General features: G+C 69.3%; 16 protein-coding genes. 7 read left to right on the top strand and 9 right to left on the bottom strand.

Translation table 11 applies throughout. The features are described from left to right. Nucleotide 1: 1 nt before the first annotated feature. Complete coding sequence (locus ACODSY_RS22020) at nt 2-1,681, bottom strand: sulfatase-like hydrolase/transferase (protein WP_488954033.1); 1,680 nt, start codon at nt 1,679-1,681, stop codon at nt 2-4. Between the two features lie 123 nt (nt 1,682-1,804). On the opposite strand from ACODSY_RS22020, the gene ACODSY_RS22015 reads away from it, so the two are divergent. Together ACODSY_RS22015 and ACODSY_RS22010 are read left to right on the top strand one after the other, a co-directional pair. Then, complete coding sequence (locus ACODSY_RS22015; RefSeq protein ID WP_488954032.1) at nt 1,805-2,527, top strand: Crp/Fnr family transcriptional regulator; 723 nt, start codon at nt 1,805-1,807, stop codon at nt 2,525-2,527. An 81-nt stretch (nt 2,528-2,608) separates the two neighbouring features. Then, nucleotides 2,609-3,370 carry a Crp/Fnr family transcriptional regulator gene (locus ACODSY_RS22010; protein WP_488954031.1) on the top strand — a complete coding sequence of 254 codons (762 nt, stop codon included), beginning with the start codon at nt 2,609-2,611 and terminating at the stop codon, nt 3,368-3,370. 3 nt (nt 3,371-3,373) lie between these two features. Here the strand turns inward: ACODSY_RS22010 and ACODSY_RS22005 are convergent, their stop codons facing one another. The 5 genes from ACODSY_RS22005 to ACODSY_RS21985 form a co-directional block, all read right to left on the bottom strand. Beyond that, nucleotides 3,374-4,840: a sensor histidine kinase gene (locus ACODSY_RS22005; RefSeq protein ID WP_488954030.1), complete on the bottom strand. Its 1,467-nt coding sequence runs from the start codon at nt 4,838-4,840 to the stop codon at nt 3,374-3,376. Further along, complete coding sequence (locus tag ACODSY_RS22000) at nt 4,837-5,568, bottom strand: response regulator (RefSeq protein WP_488954029.1); 732 nt, start codon at nt 5,566-5,568, stop codon at nt 4,837-4,839. Before ACODSY_RS22000 ends, ACODSY_RS22005 begins: the two co-directional genes overlap by 4 nt. A 69-nt stretch (nt 5,569-5,637) precedes the next feature. After that, a complete protein-coding gene (locus ACODSY_RS21995) occupies nt 5,638-6,183 on the bottom strand; it encodes a Spy/CpxP family protein refolding chaperone (protein WP_488954028.1) in 546 nt (181 codons plus the stop codon). Between the two features lie 118 nt (nt 6,184-6,301). Next, nucleotides 6,302-6,586, bottom strand: a complete 285-nt coding sequence (locus ACODSY_RS21990) for a hypothetical protein (protein ID WP_488954027.1) — start codon at nt 6,584-6,586, stop codon at nt 6,302-6,304. A gap of 76 nt (nt 6,587-6,662) precedes the next feature. Beyond that, nucleotides 6,663-7,010 carry a winged helix-turn-helix transcriptional regulator gene (locus ACODSY_RS21985; protein ID WP_488954026.1) on the bottom strand — a complete coding sequence of 116 codons (348 nt, stop codon included), beginning with the start codon at nt 7,008-7,010 and terminating at the stop codon, nt 6,663-6,665. Between the two features lie 68 nt (nt 7,011-7,078). Between ACODSY_RS21985 and ACODSY_RS21980 the strand changes: the two genes are divergently transcribed. Continuing rightward, nucleotides 7,079-7,618 (top strand): carboxymuconolactone decarboxylase family protein, encoded by a 540-nt coding sequence (locus ACODSY_RS21980; protein WP_488954025.1) that lies wholly within the window; start codon nt 7,079-7,081, stop codon nt 7,616-7,618. Here ACODSY_RS21980 and ACODSY_RS21975 read toward each other — a convergent pair. From ACODSY_RS21975 to ACODSY_RS21965, 3 genes are read right to left on the bottom strand one after another with little or no spacing between them, the layout of a single operon-like run. Beyond that, nucleotides 7,615-8,178, bottom strand: coding sequence for a demethoxyubiquinone hydroxylase family protein (locus ACODSY_RS21975; RefSeq protein ID WP_488954024.1), 564 nt, complete (start codon nt 8,176-8,178; stop codon nt 7,615-7,617). The two genes, ACODSY_RS21980 and ACODSY_RS21975, sit on opposite strands and share 4 nt — an antisense overlap. Then, complete coding sequence (locus ACODSY_RS21970; RefSeq protein ID WP_488954023.1) at nt 8,175-8,681, bottom strand: disulfide bond formation protein B; 507 nt, start codon at nt 8,679-8,681, stop codon at nt 8,175-8,177. Before ACODSY_RS21970 ends, ACODSY_RS21975 begins: the two co-directional genes overlap by 4 nt. Before the next feature lie 28 nt (nt 8,682-8,709). Beyond that, nucleotides 8,710-9,288, bottom strand: coding sequence for a YqaA family protein (locus ACODSY_RS21965; RefSeq protein ID WP_488954022.1), 579 nt, complete (start codon nt 9,286-9,288; stop codon nt 8,710-8,712). 163 nt (nt 9,289-9,451) lie between these two features. On the opposite strand from ACODSY_RS21965, the gene hppD reads away from it, so the two are divergent. The 4 genes from hppD to ACODSY_RS21945 are packed head-to-tail and all read left to right on the top strand — an operon-like array spanning nt 9,452 to nt 13,043. Then, nucleotides 9,452-10,549: a 4-hydroxyphenylpyruvate dioxygenase gene (gene hppD, locus ACODSY_RS21960; protein WP_488954021.1), complete on the top strand. Its 1,098-nt coding sequence runs from the start codon at nt 9,452-9,454 to the stop codon at nt 10,547-10,549. 3 nt (nt 10,550-10,552) lie between these two features. Continuing rightward, nucleotides 10,553-11,548: an isoaspartyl peptidase/L-asparaginase family protein gene (locus ACODSY_RS21955; protein ID WP_488954020.1), complete on the top strand. Its 996-nt coding sequence runs from the start codon at nt 10,553-10,555 to the stop codon at nt 11,546-11,548. Then, nucleotides 11,545-12,681, top strand: coding sequence for a homogentisate 1,2-dioxygenase (locus ACODSY_RS21950; RefSeq protein WP_488954019.1), 1,137 nt, complete (start codon nt 11,545-11,547; stop codon nt 12,679-12,681). The genes ACODSY_RS21955 and ACODSY_RS21950 overlap by 4 nt, the downstream gene beginning before the upstream one ends. After that, the gene (locus ACODSY_RS21945; RefSeq protein WP_488954018.1) at nt 12,678-13,043 is read left to right on the top strand and encodes a cupin domain-containing protein; all 366 of its coding nucleotides are present in this window, start codon (nt 12,678-12,680) and stop codon (nt 13,041-13,043) included. Before ACODSY_RS21950 ends, ACODSY_RS21945 begins: the two co-directional genes overlap by 4 nt. Nucleotides 13,044-13,045: the final 2 nt, after the last annotated feature.

The following is a 13,045-nucleotide window of genomic DNA, read 5'->3' as shown; positions in this document are numbered from 1 at the left end:
CTCAGTTGTCCCAGAGGATGTATTCGTCGCCCTGCTTCTGCGGCTGGCCGCTCGGGTGGTCGACGAAGACGGGACCTTGCAGCAGCGAGGGCCAGATCGGCTTCACGCTCTGCGCATCCTGCTCCCGGATCATGGCCAGCAAGCGCTGGACCTGTGCGGGTTCCTTGGCCGAGAGGTCGTGTTGCTCGGTCGGGTCGGCAGCCAGGTTGAACAGCCACACCTTCTTCTGCGCCTCGCTGGACTGCAGCTTCCAGTCGCCGTCGCGAACCACCTTGTACTGCCCGGAACGCCAGAACATGAGCTGGTGCGGCCGGCCCGGATCCTTACCCTGGACGAACGGCAGCAGGTCGACGCCGTCGATCTTGCGATCCGTCGGGACGGTTGCGCCCGCCGCGCGCGCCGCCGTGGCGAAGATGTCCACGTGGCCCACGGGATAGGGATAGGTCGACTTCGCCGGGATCGCCGCGGGCCAGCGCATGAAGAAGGGTGCGTGGATGCCGCCCTCGAAGAAGGTCGACTTGAACCCGCGGTAGGGGCGGTTGACGTCGGGCAGGCCGATGTAGCCGGCGCCGCCGTTGTCGCTAGTGAAGATCACCAGGGTGTTCTGGTCGAGGCCCTCGTCCTTGAGGGTCTGCAGGATGCGCCCGACGTTGGCGTCCAGGTTCCTGGCCATGGCCCCGTAGACGCGCAGGCGGTGGTCCTTGATCTGCGGCAGAGCGTCGTAGTCCGACTTCTTCGCCTGCAGGGGCGTGTGGATCGCGTTGGGAGCGAAGTAGATGAAGAACGGCCGATTGCGGTTGGCCTTGATCGCCTTCACCGCCTCGTCGGCCAGATAGTCGGTCATATAGCCCTTGGGCGCGAACATGGGCGAGCCATTGTACTGCACCGCGTAGGGCAGATTGGGCCACAGGAAGCGGTCAATGGGGTCCCAGGGCTGCTTGGCGTTGACGACGCCGGGGTCCTTCTCGGGCAGGAACATCGAGGCGCCCGAAATGAAGCCCAGGCTCTCGTCGAAGCCCTGGTCCTCGGGGCGCGAGCCCGCCTTGCCGCCCAGGTGCCACTTGCCGAGGTGAACGGTGTGGTAGCCGCGGGCCTTCAGCACCTCGGCGATGGTGATCTCGCCGGCCGGCATGCTCAGCATGTTGACCGCAGCGGGCGAAGCCTCGGTGCTGCCGGCCGGCATCTGCGCCAGGCGGTCCTTAAAGAACTTCGGCTTCACGATCGCGCCCGGTTCGGCCGCCGTGCCGACCATCCGCTCGAACGCGACGGGCGCGGGCGTGAACTCGAACCCGAACCGCGTGGGATACCGGCCGGTCATGAGCGCGGCGCGCGACGGCGCGCAGGTGGCGTTGCCGGCATAGCCCGCGGCGAAGGCCACGCCGTCGCGGCCGATGGAGTCGATGTTGGGCGTGGGCACGGCGCCGTTGGCGACGCCGCCGCCGTTGAAGGTGATGTCGTTGTAGCCGAGGTCGTCGGCCAGGATGAAGACGACGTTCGGCGGGCGATCCCCCGCCGCCGGCGCCGGCGGGCCCTCCGCCCAGGCCACCGGGCGGTTGGGTTCGACGTGCGGCAGTCGCGAGTGGGCGATCATCGCGAAGATCGTCGCGCGATTAAGATAGGCCACGCCCAGCAGGACGACCACGATGGCGGCGATCACCGCCAGCCACTTCCACAGCTTCATGCCTTCCTCCCGACCACTATTGGCGGGCAGTATATAGTGACATGTATCGTGCCGATAGATGGCTGGAGAACCTAGGCCGTTCCGACGCGTTCAGTGAGGCGCGCCCAAGCGCCACGCGGCAGCATGACGAACCTCCTCTTCAGAAAATTGCTACGGCGCGACGCCAGCCTGACCTCGGATGACGAGGCTGCTCTCGCACGGGCAGTCTCGGAGGAGATCGACGTCGCGGCGGATGTGGAGCTGGTGCGCGAGGACGAGATCACCCACCGCTCGATCCTGCTGATCAGCGGGTGGGCGTGCCGCTATGCCTCTCTGCCCGACGGCCGCAGGCAGATCCTGGCGCTCCACGTGGCCGGCGACTTCGTGGACCTCCAGAGCTTTCCGATGCAGCGGATGGACCACACGGTGGCCACGCTCAGCCGCGCGCGCCTGGCCATATATCCGCATGAGAAACTGCGGAAGCTCAGCGAGACGAGGCCGCACCTCACGCGGATGCTCTGGCTGATGACGCTGATCGACGCGGCGATCCTGCGCCAATGGCTGTTGGGCGCCGGCCAACGCACGGCTCTGGAGCGTGCCGCGCACCTGCTTTGCGAGCTCTACGCGCGTCTGGAGGTGGTGGGCGGGATTGGCGATCGCGGATTCCACCTGCCGTTGACCCAGGCCGAGCTCGGCGAGACGCTGGGCATCTCGCAAGTCCACGCCAATCGCGTCGTGGGCCAGCTTCGCAGTCGCCGACTGGTCACCTGGCGCGATGAGAAGGTGCAGATCCTGGACTGGCCTGGCCTGCGGGATCTCGCCAGCTTCGACCCGACTTACCTGGCCCTGGAAAGTATGGACCGCTGAGGATGTCGCGAAGCGGCAATTGCGGCGGACCTTAACCCAGTTAATTCCCGCCACGGCCCGGCGCATGATCTGCAACTCCGAATGTCGGGGCGACTTATTGCAAATCTGGAGGCGCACGCGCCGCTGGCGACCGAAGAGCGCGCGGCGGTCGAAGCGTTACTCGGGCCCGCCAAGACCGTCCCGGCGGACGCCGATCTGGTCGTGGACGGCGAGGCCGCCACGGACTGTCACGTTCTGCTCGAGGGCCAGGCCTTCCGGTACAAGACCCTCCCCGACGGGCGGCGGCAGATCGTGTTCTTCCACGCCCCGGGCGACGTGCTGGACCTGCAGCTCGCCTTCCTGGGCGTCGACTACAGCGTCGCCAGCCTGACCATGTGCCGCGTGGCGCCGGTCCCCCGACTGCGCCTGGCCGAGCTGATCGCCGCGCGTCCTCGGATCGGCCTCGCCTTCTGGCGCATGATCCTGCAGGAAGCCGCGATCCAGCGGGAATGGATGGTCGGCATGGGGCGACGGACCGCCTATGCCCGCGTGGCCCATCTGCTCTGCGAGGTCTTCCTTCGCCTCAAGCGCATGGACCTCGTGCAGAACGACCGCTGCCGCTTTCCGATTACCCAGACCCACCTTGCTGACGCCGTCGGGCTGTCGGGCGTGCACACCAACCGCGTGCTGCAGCAACTGCGGGCCAGTGGGCTGATCGAACTGCGCTCGCGCGAGCTGATCGTCCGCGACTGGAACGGGCTGACGGCCGCGGGCGAATTCGACCCCGCCTATCTGCATGTGCGCGTCGACGCGGCCGCCGTGATGCGCAGCTCACCCATGGCGAGCCGCAGCCTGGGGGATTGAGCGTCAGGCGAGCGGCAGGGTGACCCGAGCCCTCAGGCCGCGTCCTGGCGAGACCAGCTCCACATTCCCCCCGTGCGCTCGGGCGGTCGAACGCGCGATCGGCAGGCCCAGGCCGATGCCGCCGGCGTCGAGGTTGCGCGAGGCGTCGGCGCGGTAGAACGGCTGGAAGACGCGTTCCCGGTCGTCGGGTCCAAGTCCTTCGCCGGCGTCGTCGATCTCGACGATGGCCTGGCCGTCATCCCGCCGGATGCGGATGCGGGCCTGGCCGCCGTACTTCAGTGCATTGTCCACCAGGTTCACGAACAGGCGCTGCAGCGCGACCGCGTCGCCCTCGACCATGAGCGGCGCGGCATCGATGATCTCCACGTCGCCGCCGACCATGGCCGCATCGTCGGCGACGCATTCCACCAGCGACAGCAGGTCCAGCTTCTCCCTTCGCCGCGGCGTGCTCTCGTTGCGGATGAAGGTCAGCACGCCCTGGATCATCTGCTCCATCTGGGCGACGTCGGACAGCACGGTGTCCTTGAGCGGCGACGGCGCGCCCTCGAGCTTGAAGCGGATGCGGGCGAGCGGCGTGCGCAAGTCGTGGCTGATGGCGCCGACCATGGCGGTCCGGTCGTCGATATAGCGCTTGAGCCGGCCCTGCATGTCGTTGAACGCCTCGGCCGCGGCGCCGATTTCGGCCGGGCCTGAGAGGGCCATCTGCGGCGCGTGCGGGTCGCGGCCCAGGCGCTCGGCCGCCTCGGAGAAGCGCTTGAGGGGCGCGGTGATCCGCCGAGCGAACAGGAAGCCCGCCGGCGCCACGACGGCGAAGCCGGCCAGCAGCAGCAGGAAGGCGCGCTTCTGCCAGTCGGTCGGGAAGGGTTCTGGGCTGGAGCGGACGACCACCCAGCGACCGTCGGGGCGGCGCATGGCGGCAGTGAAGTCGCCCAACACCATCTCCCGGGCGCCGCGGACCCGAAGCTCAAACGGCGGGCCCGGCGGGCCGGCCATGCTCGGCGGCGGTCCCTGGGGCGGCGGGGGTTCTGGCGGCCCGGCCGGGGGCCCGGCGCGCTCGCGGTGTTCGAACACGACGCGGCGACCTGGGCCCCCCTGGTGGAACATCCGCTCCAGGAGAGACGGCGGTCGCGGGATGAAACGGATGTCCTCCCGCGGCCGGCCCACGGCGGTCGCGAGGGCGTCGATATGGCCCACGAAGCGGCGGCGGACGACATCGCCGTCGCGGGGTGGAGGAGCCGGAGGCGGTGGTCGCTCTTCGATCGTCCGCAGCATCGGCCGGCCGAACCGCGCGGTCAGCGGGCCGCCCTGTAGGGCGCCGGCGATCTCGGTCAGGCGATAGAGCGGCGGCTGCGGCGGCGGCAGCAGCACCAGGGCGGCGGCCGTCAGCAGGTGGGTCGCGAAGAGGCAGGCGACGATCAGGCCGACGAGCTGGAGGCCGATCGAGGCGCGCGGACGCGCCGGAAATCTCATGGCCGGGTGACCGCCACGTCGAACATGTAGCCGGCGCCCCGCACCGTCTTGATGATTTCGGTATCGCTGCAGGCGTGCAGCTTGCGGCGCAGGCGGCTGATCTGAACGTCGACCGCGCGGTCGAAGACGTCGGCGTCGTTGCCCCGGGCGATATCCAGCAGCTGGTCGCGCGACAGGATGCGCTGCGGATGGTCCAGGAAGGCGGACAGCAGCGAGAACTCGCCCGAGGTGAGCAGGATGGTGGCGCCGTTGGGGGCCCGAAGCTGACGGCGCAGCGCATCGACCACGAAGCCCTGGAACTGATAGGCCTTGCCCTTGCGGGGCGCGCCGCCGCGCACCTCTTCCAGCCGCCGGAAGACGGCGCGGACGCGGGCCAGCAGCTCCCGCGGGCTGCACGGCTTGGGCAGGTAGTCGTCGGCGCCGAGCTCGAGGCCCAGCACACGGTCGATCTCCTCGCCCATGGCGCTGACCATGATGATCGCGGGTCCGCCGTCGGCCGAAAGCCGGCGGCAGATCGACAGGCCGTCCTCGCCCGGCAGCATCAGGTCCAGGACCACCAGGTCGATGGGCGCCTGGGCCAGCATGCGGTCCATGGCGTGGGCGTCGGCGGCGGCGTGCACGTGGAAGCCGTGCTCGGCCAGATAGGCGACGACCTGCTCGCGCAGCTGGGTGTCATCCTCGACGACCAGGATATGGCGCGCCGGCAGCACCGAAGGTTGGGCCATCATGGCGGGTCCTCTCGCCGCGAACTGTGGCGCCGTCATAGCGACTTCGCCACAATTCGGAGCGGTGGCGGATCAGCGCGGCGGTTCATGGCCGGGCGGGCCATCGTCGTCCGGCCCACCGTGACGCATGATCATCATCCGCGGGCCGCCGCCAGGGCCGCCGTGCATCATCATCCGGTGGCCGCCCATCGGGCCCGGGCCATGCATCCGTTGCAGCGCGTCGAACACCTTCTGCTGCTCGGGCGACAGCGCGGCGTAGAACTTCGCCAGGGCGTCCCGCATCCGGGCGCGCTGGGCGCTCATCTCGCCATCCCGCTTGGCCATTTCCTCGAGGCGCTGAGGCGTAGTCAGAGCGCGGCCTTCGCCCGGCCCCTTGGATTCGCGCATCTGCGGCTTGTGCGCGTCGACGAAGGCGGCCAGGGCGGCCTCCTGGTCAGGGCGGATGCGCAGGATGGTGCGCAGGTCGTCCAGATGCTGCTTCTGCATCGCTTCATGGCGGGCCTTCATCTCCGCCATGGGTCGGTCGTGGGCGCCTTGCGGCGGGCCGGCCGGCTGGGCGTGAGCGGCCGCCGCCAGCGCGAAGGCCGGCGCCAGAGCCAGGATCAGGCGGCGTGTCATGGGGCATTCTCCTCTTCCCTGAGGTCGAGGACTTTCGCACACGTGGTCCACAATCGGATGGCGGTCAGCACAACCGGTCTGAAATGTTTGGGTAATGGCCGGCCAACCGGCCAGCCGGTCAGCGGAAGACGTGGATGCCGCCCGCGCCGCCGCCGGGCGCCTCGGCCAGGCCCCGGATCTCCAGCTGGGCGCGCCGGGCGCCGCACAGGCAGCGGAGCCGGTGCTCCAGGTCCTGCAGGGTTTGCCGGCTGAGGCCCTGGGCGAGCCAGGGCTTGGGATCGACGGTCGCCTCGCGCCCGCAAGCGCAGCGGGCCCAGAGGCTGGAGCGCGCCGCGGTGGCCCAGCCCAGCCGGGCTTCGCCGAAGCTCCATTCGCGCGCGAATTGTCTGCTGCCGTCCGCCATGTCGAGACTCCCTGTAGCGAACAAAAGCAGAACTTTTCGGACGCGACTACATCATTCTGGATGTTTTTGAGTCGCCTCAACCCGCCTCGGTTGCGCCGGCGGGCTTATCCCCAGCCCATCGCTCCGCGAAGTCGTACAGGGGCATGAACGCGTCCAGGAGTTCCTCGCCTCGGACGGTCAAGCCATAGCCCTGGCCGGCCTCGTGGCCGACCAGCCCGGCCTCCCGCAATTCGGCAAGGCGCGCCTGCAGCACCGTGGGCGAGGCCTCGTCGCACGCCGTCCGCAGCGCGCGCGAGGTCAGCGGCCCGTTCCGCAGCTCCCAGCAGATGCGCAGGGTCCAGCGCCGCCCGAGCAGGTCGAGCAGCGCCATGATCGGCCGGCCCGATCGCGAGCCGCGGACGCGCCGCCCCGTCCCCTCAGCCATGGGACTTGACCGGCGCTACGGAAAATGTAGCGTCCATGCTATCGAAATCGTAGCAAGAGGTTGGAGCCATGCCAAGGATCGCGCCGCTGGAGCCGCCGTATGCCAGTGACATCCAGCAGGCCTTCGACGCCATCATGCGGGGCGCGTCGCCGCTGATGCTGTTCCGGACCCTGGCGAAGTCCGAGCGGGCGTGGCGCAAGTTCCGCGCGGGTTCGCTGCTTGACCCCGGGCCGTTGCCCCTGCGGGCGCGGGAGCTGGTCATCGACCGCACCTGCGCGCTGGCCGACAACGAGTACGAATGGGGCGTCCATGTCACCATTTTCGCCGCCGCGGCGGGTCTCACGCCAGATGAGGTCGCCGCGACCGCCGGCGAAGGATCCGCCGCACCGCTCTGGAGCGAGGCCGAGCGGGCGCTGCTGGCGGCGGCTGAGGCATTGCACGCCCGGTCGCGGCTGAGCGACCCCGAGTTCGCCGCGCTGCGGGCGCACTATGACGAAGCGCAGGTGTTGGAGGTGATCCTGCTCTGCGGCTTCTATCGCATGGTGTCCTATGTCGTCGGCGCCCTCGACCTGCCGCTGGAGCCCGGCGCGGCGCGGTTCGCCGCCTAGAGCTTCTCGCTGATCTTGATGGCGGCGCGGCAACCCGCGCCGATGACGGCGGAGAGCAGGCCGTAACCCGGCGCCTCGCGAGCGCCTTCCTCGACCGCGGCGTCGCGGTGGGCCAGTTCCTCGTCGCGGAACTTCGAGAGCTCGGCGGCAAGGTCGGGGTCGCGTTCGGCCAGCTCCGCGATCTGCTCGGCGTAGTGGCCTTCGATCACCGTCTCGACCGCCTCGGTGCAGGCGTGCGCCGCCTTCTCGCCCAGCAGGGCCGTGCCGGCGCCGAGCGCGAACCCGGCCAGCCGCCAGACGGGCGTCAGCGCCGTGGGGCGCACCCGCCGCTCGGTCAGCAGCCGGTCGAAGCGGGCCAGGTGCTCGGCCTCCTGGGCCTCCAGCTCGGCGAAGTGACCGGCCAGCTTGGCCTTGCCGGACGCGGCGCTCATCACGGCGCGCTGGCCGCGATAGATCTGCACGGCGGCGAGTTCGCCCGCATGGTCGACGCGCAGGATCTCGGCGAGGCGGGCGGCCTGGGCCCCGTGGCCCGGGCGCGGCGGGACGGGTTTCACGGTCATCGCTTGCTCCGTTCCCGCAGCGCCGCCAGCGCGCTCAGCGCAGCCAGGCCCAGCGAGACCAGCGCGTTCCAGCCCGCCATGGACAGGCCGAGGAATACCCACGCGGCCTCGTCGCAGGCCGGCGGCTTGACCTTGGCGCCTTCGAGGAAGGCCGAGAGGTCGGCGGCGTTGACGCTGCCGCCGCCCGAGGCGCAGGCCTGCGGGCCCGGCCAGAACTTCCATTCCGCGCCCGCGTGGTAGACGGCGACCCCGCAGCCGACGAGGAACATCAGGCCGAGAATCCAGCAGGTGGCCTCGCGCCACCGGGGGCCGCCGGGCATCCTGATCAGGACCATGAAGGCGGCGCCGACGCCCAGGATCGCCCAATAGACCTCGCGCTGGCGAAGGCAGAGCGTGCAGGGCGCATAGCCGCCGAAGGTTTCGAAGGCGTGGGCGGTGGCCAGCATGGCGGCGGCGACCAGCACCGCGCAGAGCCGCCAGCGGTCGAGGAAGGGTTTCAGCATCGGCGGGGATATGAGCCCAAAGCGGCGCCTATAAAAAGACCTTCAGCGCCACGAAGCCGCCGACGAGAAGGATCAGCAGCAGCACGGAGTAGAGGTTCAAGCGCCGTTCGAACTCGTGGAGCATGGCCGGGCCGGCGTACTTCAGGATCGCCGCCACCGCGAAGAACCGGAAGCCGCGAGTCAGGACCGAGGCCCAGACGAAGGTGACGAGGTCGAAGCGCGCGAGGCCCGCGGTGATGGTCACCAGCTTGTAGGGGATGGGCGTGGCGCCCTTGATCAGGATCACCCAAAGACCCCACTGGTCGAACCACTTCTGGAACTCGGCTTGGCCCTCGGGGTGGCCGAAGATTCGCAGGATGGTCTGGCCCAGCGGCTCGAGCCACACGCCGATCGCATAGCCGAGCAGCCCACCGAACACCGAAGCGATCGTGCAGATGCCGGCATAGACGAAGGCCTTCTCCCGCCGCGCCAGCACCATGGGCGCCAGCATCACGTCGGGCGGGATCGGGAAGAACGAGCTCTCTGCGAACGAGATCGCGGCCAGGGACGCAGGCGCGTGACGCGAACCCGCGAGCCGCATCACCCACTCGTACATTTTTCGGAACATGCAGGCCCTTGGCGCGGTGTCTGGGAGCCTGCCTAGCAGGCGTCGCGGAGAATGTCGCGGCCGGCGCGGGGCCGATTTCCGTCCCGCCGCGTTTCCAGTCCCGAAGCGCGTTGCAGCAATTTAGTTTCATGTGATACCAACTGCCGCCGACAGGAGGCCCTTCATGAACATCCAGACCCCAGAGAAGACCCGCGACCTCTTCGAGAACCCGCTGGGCACTGATGGCTTCGAGTTCGTCGAGTTCACCTCGCCGGAGCCCGAGCGTCTGAAGGACCTGTTCGAGAAGATGGGCTTCACGGCGGTCAGCAAGCACCGTTCCAAGAACGTGCTGCGGTTCCGCCAGGGCGACATCAATCTGATCCTCAACATGGAACCCCAGGGCCAGGCCGCCGACTTCCGGGAGGCGCACGGTCCCTCGGCCAACGCCATGGCCTTCCGCGTGCGCGACGCCGCCAAGGCCTTCAAGCTGGCGGTCGAGCGGGGCGCCAAGCCCGTCCAGGGCCCGGTCGGTCCGATGGAATTGAACATCCCGGCGATCGAGGGGATCGGCGGCTCGAACCTCTACCTCGTCGACCGCTACGGCGCGCAGGAGATCTACGACGTCGACTTCCTGCCGATCGAAGGCGCGGCCGAGCAGGTCGAGAAGAACAGCGTGGGCCTGACCTATCTCGATCACCTGACGCACAACGTCCACCGCGGCCAGATGGGCAAGTGGGCCGAATTCTACGAGCGCATCTTCAACTTCCGCGAGATCCGCTACTTCGACATCGAGGGCAAGCAGACGGCCCTGGTGTCCAAGGCCATGACCAGCCCGGACGGCAAGATCCGCATCCCCCTCAACGAAAGCCAGGACGAGCACTCGCAGATCGAGGAATTCCTCAAGGACTACAAGGGCGAGGGCATCCAGCACATCGCGCTGGGGACCGGCGACATCTACCACTCGGTCGAGACGATGCGGGACCGAGGCGTGAAGTTCCAGGACACCATCGACAGCTACTTCGACGGCATCGACGCGCGGTTGCCGGGCCACGGCGAGAACGTGAACCGCCTGCGCGCCGACCGCATCCTGATCGACGGCGCCCCCAGCGAGGGCCAGGGCCTGCTGCTGCAGATCTTCACCGAGAACATGATCGGCCCGATCTTCTTCGAGATGATCCAGCGCAAGGGCAACGAGGGCTTCGGCGAGGGCAACTTCAAGGCCTTGTTCGAGTCCATCGAGCTTGATCAGATCCGTCGGGGCGTGCTGCCCGCGAAGGACTGATCCATGCCCGATCAAACGCGACCGCGCTGGGCCCTGGTGGCGCACGGCGGCGCGGGCGCGATCTCGCGCGAGCAACTGACGCCCGAACAGGAAACCGCCTATCGCGATGCGATGGGCGGGGCCGCCGAGGCGGGCGCGGCGGTGCTGCGCGCGGGCGGCTCAGCGATGGATGCGGTGGAGGCCGCCATCCACATCCTAGAGGACGACCCGCTCTTCAACGCGGGACGCGGGGCCGCCTTCACCGCCGAGGGCCGCAACGAACTGGACGCCTCAATCATGGACGGCCGCACCCTCGGCGCCGGCGCGGTGGCCGGCGTGACCACCACGCGCCACCCGATCTCGGCGGCTCGGGCGGTGATCGACGGCTCGGCGCATGTGATGCTGGCCGGGGAGGGCGCCGACGCCTTCGCCCGCAGCCAGGGCCTGGAGCAGGTCGACCCGATCTACTTCTTCACCGAACGGCGGTGGCGTGCGCTCGAGAAGGGCCTGTCGAAGCTGGGCCTGCCGGTCCCGCCGCGACCCGTCGGCGCGCCGGAGGACACCTCGGGCAAGGCGGCCCTCGTCCATGAGGAAGGCAAGCACGGCACGGTCGGCGTCGTGGCGCTCGACGCGCAAGGCGATGTGGCGGCCGGCACCTCGACGGGCGGCAGTTCGGCCAAACGCTGGGGCCGCATCGGCGACAGCCCCATCATCGGCGCGGGGACCTACGCCTCGAACCGCGGGTGCGCCGTCTCCTGCACCGGCGCCGGCGAGTACTTCATCCGCCTGGGCGTGGCGCACGAGATCAACGCCCTGGTCCAGCACAAGGGCCTTTCGCTCCAGGCCGCCGCCGACCAGGTGATCCAGGGCGAGCTTTCCACGCTGGGCGGCGATGGCGGGATCATCGCCGTCGCCCCCGACGGCCAGATGGCCTGGAGCTTCAACACCTCGGGCATGTACCGGGCCCGCATCGCCGACGGCCAGCCGCTGGTCGTCGGCGTCTATAAGGACGATGCATGATGGCGAAGGGTGACTGGCTTCCGATCCGCGCGGCGCAAGGCGCGCATTCGCGTCAGGCGCATGCCGACCTGCCCGAGGGCGCCTTCGAGCGCGAGATGTCGAAGGAGGGCTTCTTCGGTCCCGCGGCCTTTCTCTATCACCCGCGGCCACCGACGGGCTGGACGTCGTTCGAGGGGCCGCTGCGGCCCCGCGCCTTCGACCTCACGCGCCTGAACGCGGCCGAGCCGTCGCCCTGGGCGGCCGGCGTGGTCCTGCACAACGCCGCCACCGAGCTGCGGTTCTGGAAACTGGCGCAGGCCATGCCCGCCCTGGCGCGCAACGCCGACGGCGATCAGCTCCTCTTCATCCACCAGGGCGAAGGCGACCTGTTCAGCGATTTCGGGCGCATCGCCTACCGCGCCGGCGACTACCTGTACCTGCCCCGCGGGACGATGTGGCGGCTGGCGCCGGCGCAACCCACCGCGGTCCTGATGATCCAGGCCACCAACACGCACTACAAGCTGCCGGACCGCGGTCTGATGGGCCCGCACGCGCAGTTCGATCCCGCGATGCTGGACACCCCCGTGATGGACGAAGTGTTCCGCGCGCATCAGGACCAGCCCGGCGACTACCGTGTCGAGGTCAAGAAGCGAGGTCAGGTCTCGACCGTGACCTATCCCTACAACCCGCTGGACGCGGTGGGCTGGCAGGGCGACCTGGCGCCGGTGCGGCTGAACGTGGCCGACATCCGCCCGGTGGTCAGCCACCGCTACCACCTGCCGCCCAGCGTGCACTCGACATTCGTCTCGGACCGGTTCGTGGTCTGCACGTTCGCCCCGCGTCCGTTCGAGACCGATCCGGGGGCGCTGAAGATTCCGTTCTTCCACAACAACGACGACTACGACGAGGTGCTGTTCTACCACGCGGGCGATTTCTTCAGCCGCGACCACATCGAGGCGGGCATGCTAACCTTCCACCCGAGCGGGTTCACCCACGGGCCGCACCCGAAGGCGCTGAAGAACATGCTGACCCAGCCCAAGCCGGCGACCGACGAATACGCCGTGATGATCGACACTCGCGATCCGCTCGACGTGGGCGAGGCGGCGGCTGCGGTCGAGAACCCCGCCTACGTCGACAGCTGGAAGGGCGCGTGAGCGACGCCGTCGACATCGCCGCGAAATTCGCGGGCTTCACCGAGCACTGGCGGCCGAAGGTGGCCGCGCGGCTCAACGGCCAGGACGTCCGACTGGTGAAGACCCAGGGGCTGTTTCCGTGGCACACCCACGTCGACGCGGAGGAGATGTTCCTGGTCTTCAAGGGGCGCTTCCGGGTCGAGTTCCGCGACCGGGTGGTCGAGCTGGAGCCGGGCCAGATGATCGTCGTCCCCCGCGGGGTCGAGCATCGCACGGGCTCGGACGAGGAGGCCGAGGTGATGATCTTCGAGCCGTCGGAAGTCGTGAACACCGGCGATGCGCCGGTCTCGGAGTTCACCGCCCCCGTCGGCGTCGGCGTCTGAAC

The sequence above is a fragment of the Phenylobacterium sp. FG114 genome (assembly GCF_057809855.1).
This window is presented reverse-complemented; position numbering and strand designations above follow the sequence as displayed.

Bases quoted from the DNA above. Each gene is read 5' to 3' on its own strand.
- ACODSY_RS22005 (WP_488954030.1), bottom strand. From the start codon at position 4,840: ATGAGATTTCCGGCGCGTCCGCGCGCCTCGATCGGCCTCCAGCTCGTC.
- ACODSY_RS21985 (WP_488954026.1), bottom strand. From the start codon at position 7,010: ATGGCTGAGGGGACGGGGCGGCGCGTCCGCGGCTCGCGATCGGGCCGG.
- ACODSY_RS22000 (WP_488954029.1), bottom strand. From the start codon at position 5,568: ATGATGGCCCAACCTTCGGTGCTGCCGGCGCGCCATATCCTGGTCGTC.
- hppD (WP_488954021.1), top strand. From the start codon at position 9,452: ATGAACATCCAGACCCCAGAGAAGACCCGCGACCTCTTCGAGAACCCG.
- ACODSY_RS21980 (WP_488954025.1), top strand. From the start codon at position 7,079: ATGCCAAGGATCGCGCCGCTGGAGCCGCCGTATGCCAGTGACATCCAG.
- ACODSY_RS21990 (WP_488954027.1), bottom strand. From the start codon at position 6,586: ATGGCGGACGGCAGCAGACAATTCGCGCGCGAATGGAGCTTCGGCGAA.
- ACODSY_RS21965 (WP_488954022.1), bottom strand. From the start codon at position 9,288: ATGTTCCGAAAAATGTACGAGTGGGTGATGCGGCTCGCGGGTTCGCGT.
- ACODSY_RS21950 (WP_488954019.1), top strand. From the start codon at position 11,545: ATGATGGCGAAGGGTGACTGGCTTCCGATCCGCGCGGCGCAAGGCGCG.
- ACODSY_RS21995 (WP_488954028.1), bottom strand. From the start codon at position 6,183: ATGACACGCCGCCTGATCCTGGCTCTGGCGCCGGCCTTCGCGCTGGCG.
- ACODSY_RS22010 (WP_488954031.1), top strand. From the start codon at position 2,609: ATGTCGGGGCGACTTATTGCAAATCTGGAGGCGCACGCGCCGCTGGCG.
- ACODSY_RS22015 (WP_488954032.1), top strand. From the start codon at position 1,805: ATGACGAACCTCCTCTTCAGAAAATTGCTACGGCGCGACGCCAGCCTG.
- ACODSY_RS21955 (WP_488954020.1), top strand. From the start codon at position 10,553: ATGCCCGATCAAACGCGACCGCGCTGGGCCCTGGTGGCGCACGGCGGC.
- ACODSY_RS21975 (WP_488954024.1), bottom strand. From the start codon at position 8,178: ATGACCGTGAAACCCGTCCCGCCGCGCCCGGGCCACGGGGCCCAGGCC.
- ACODSY_RS22020 (WP_488954033.1), bottom strand. From the start codon at position 1,681: ATGAAGCTGTGGAAGTGGCTGGCGGTGATCGCCGCCATCGTGGTCGTC.
- ACODSY_RS21970 (WP_488954023.1), bottom strand. From the start codon at position 8,681: ATGCTGAAACCCTTCCTCGACCGCTGGCGGCTCTGCGCGGTGCTGGTC.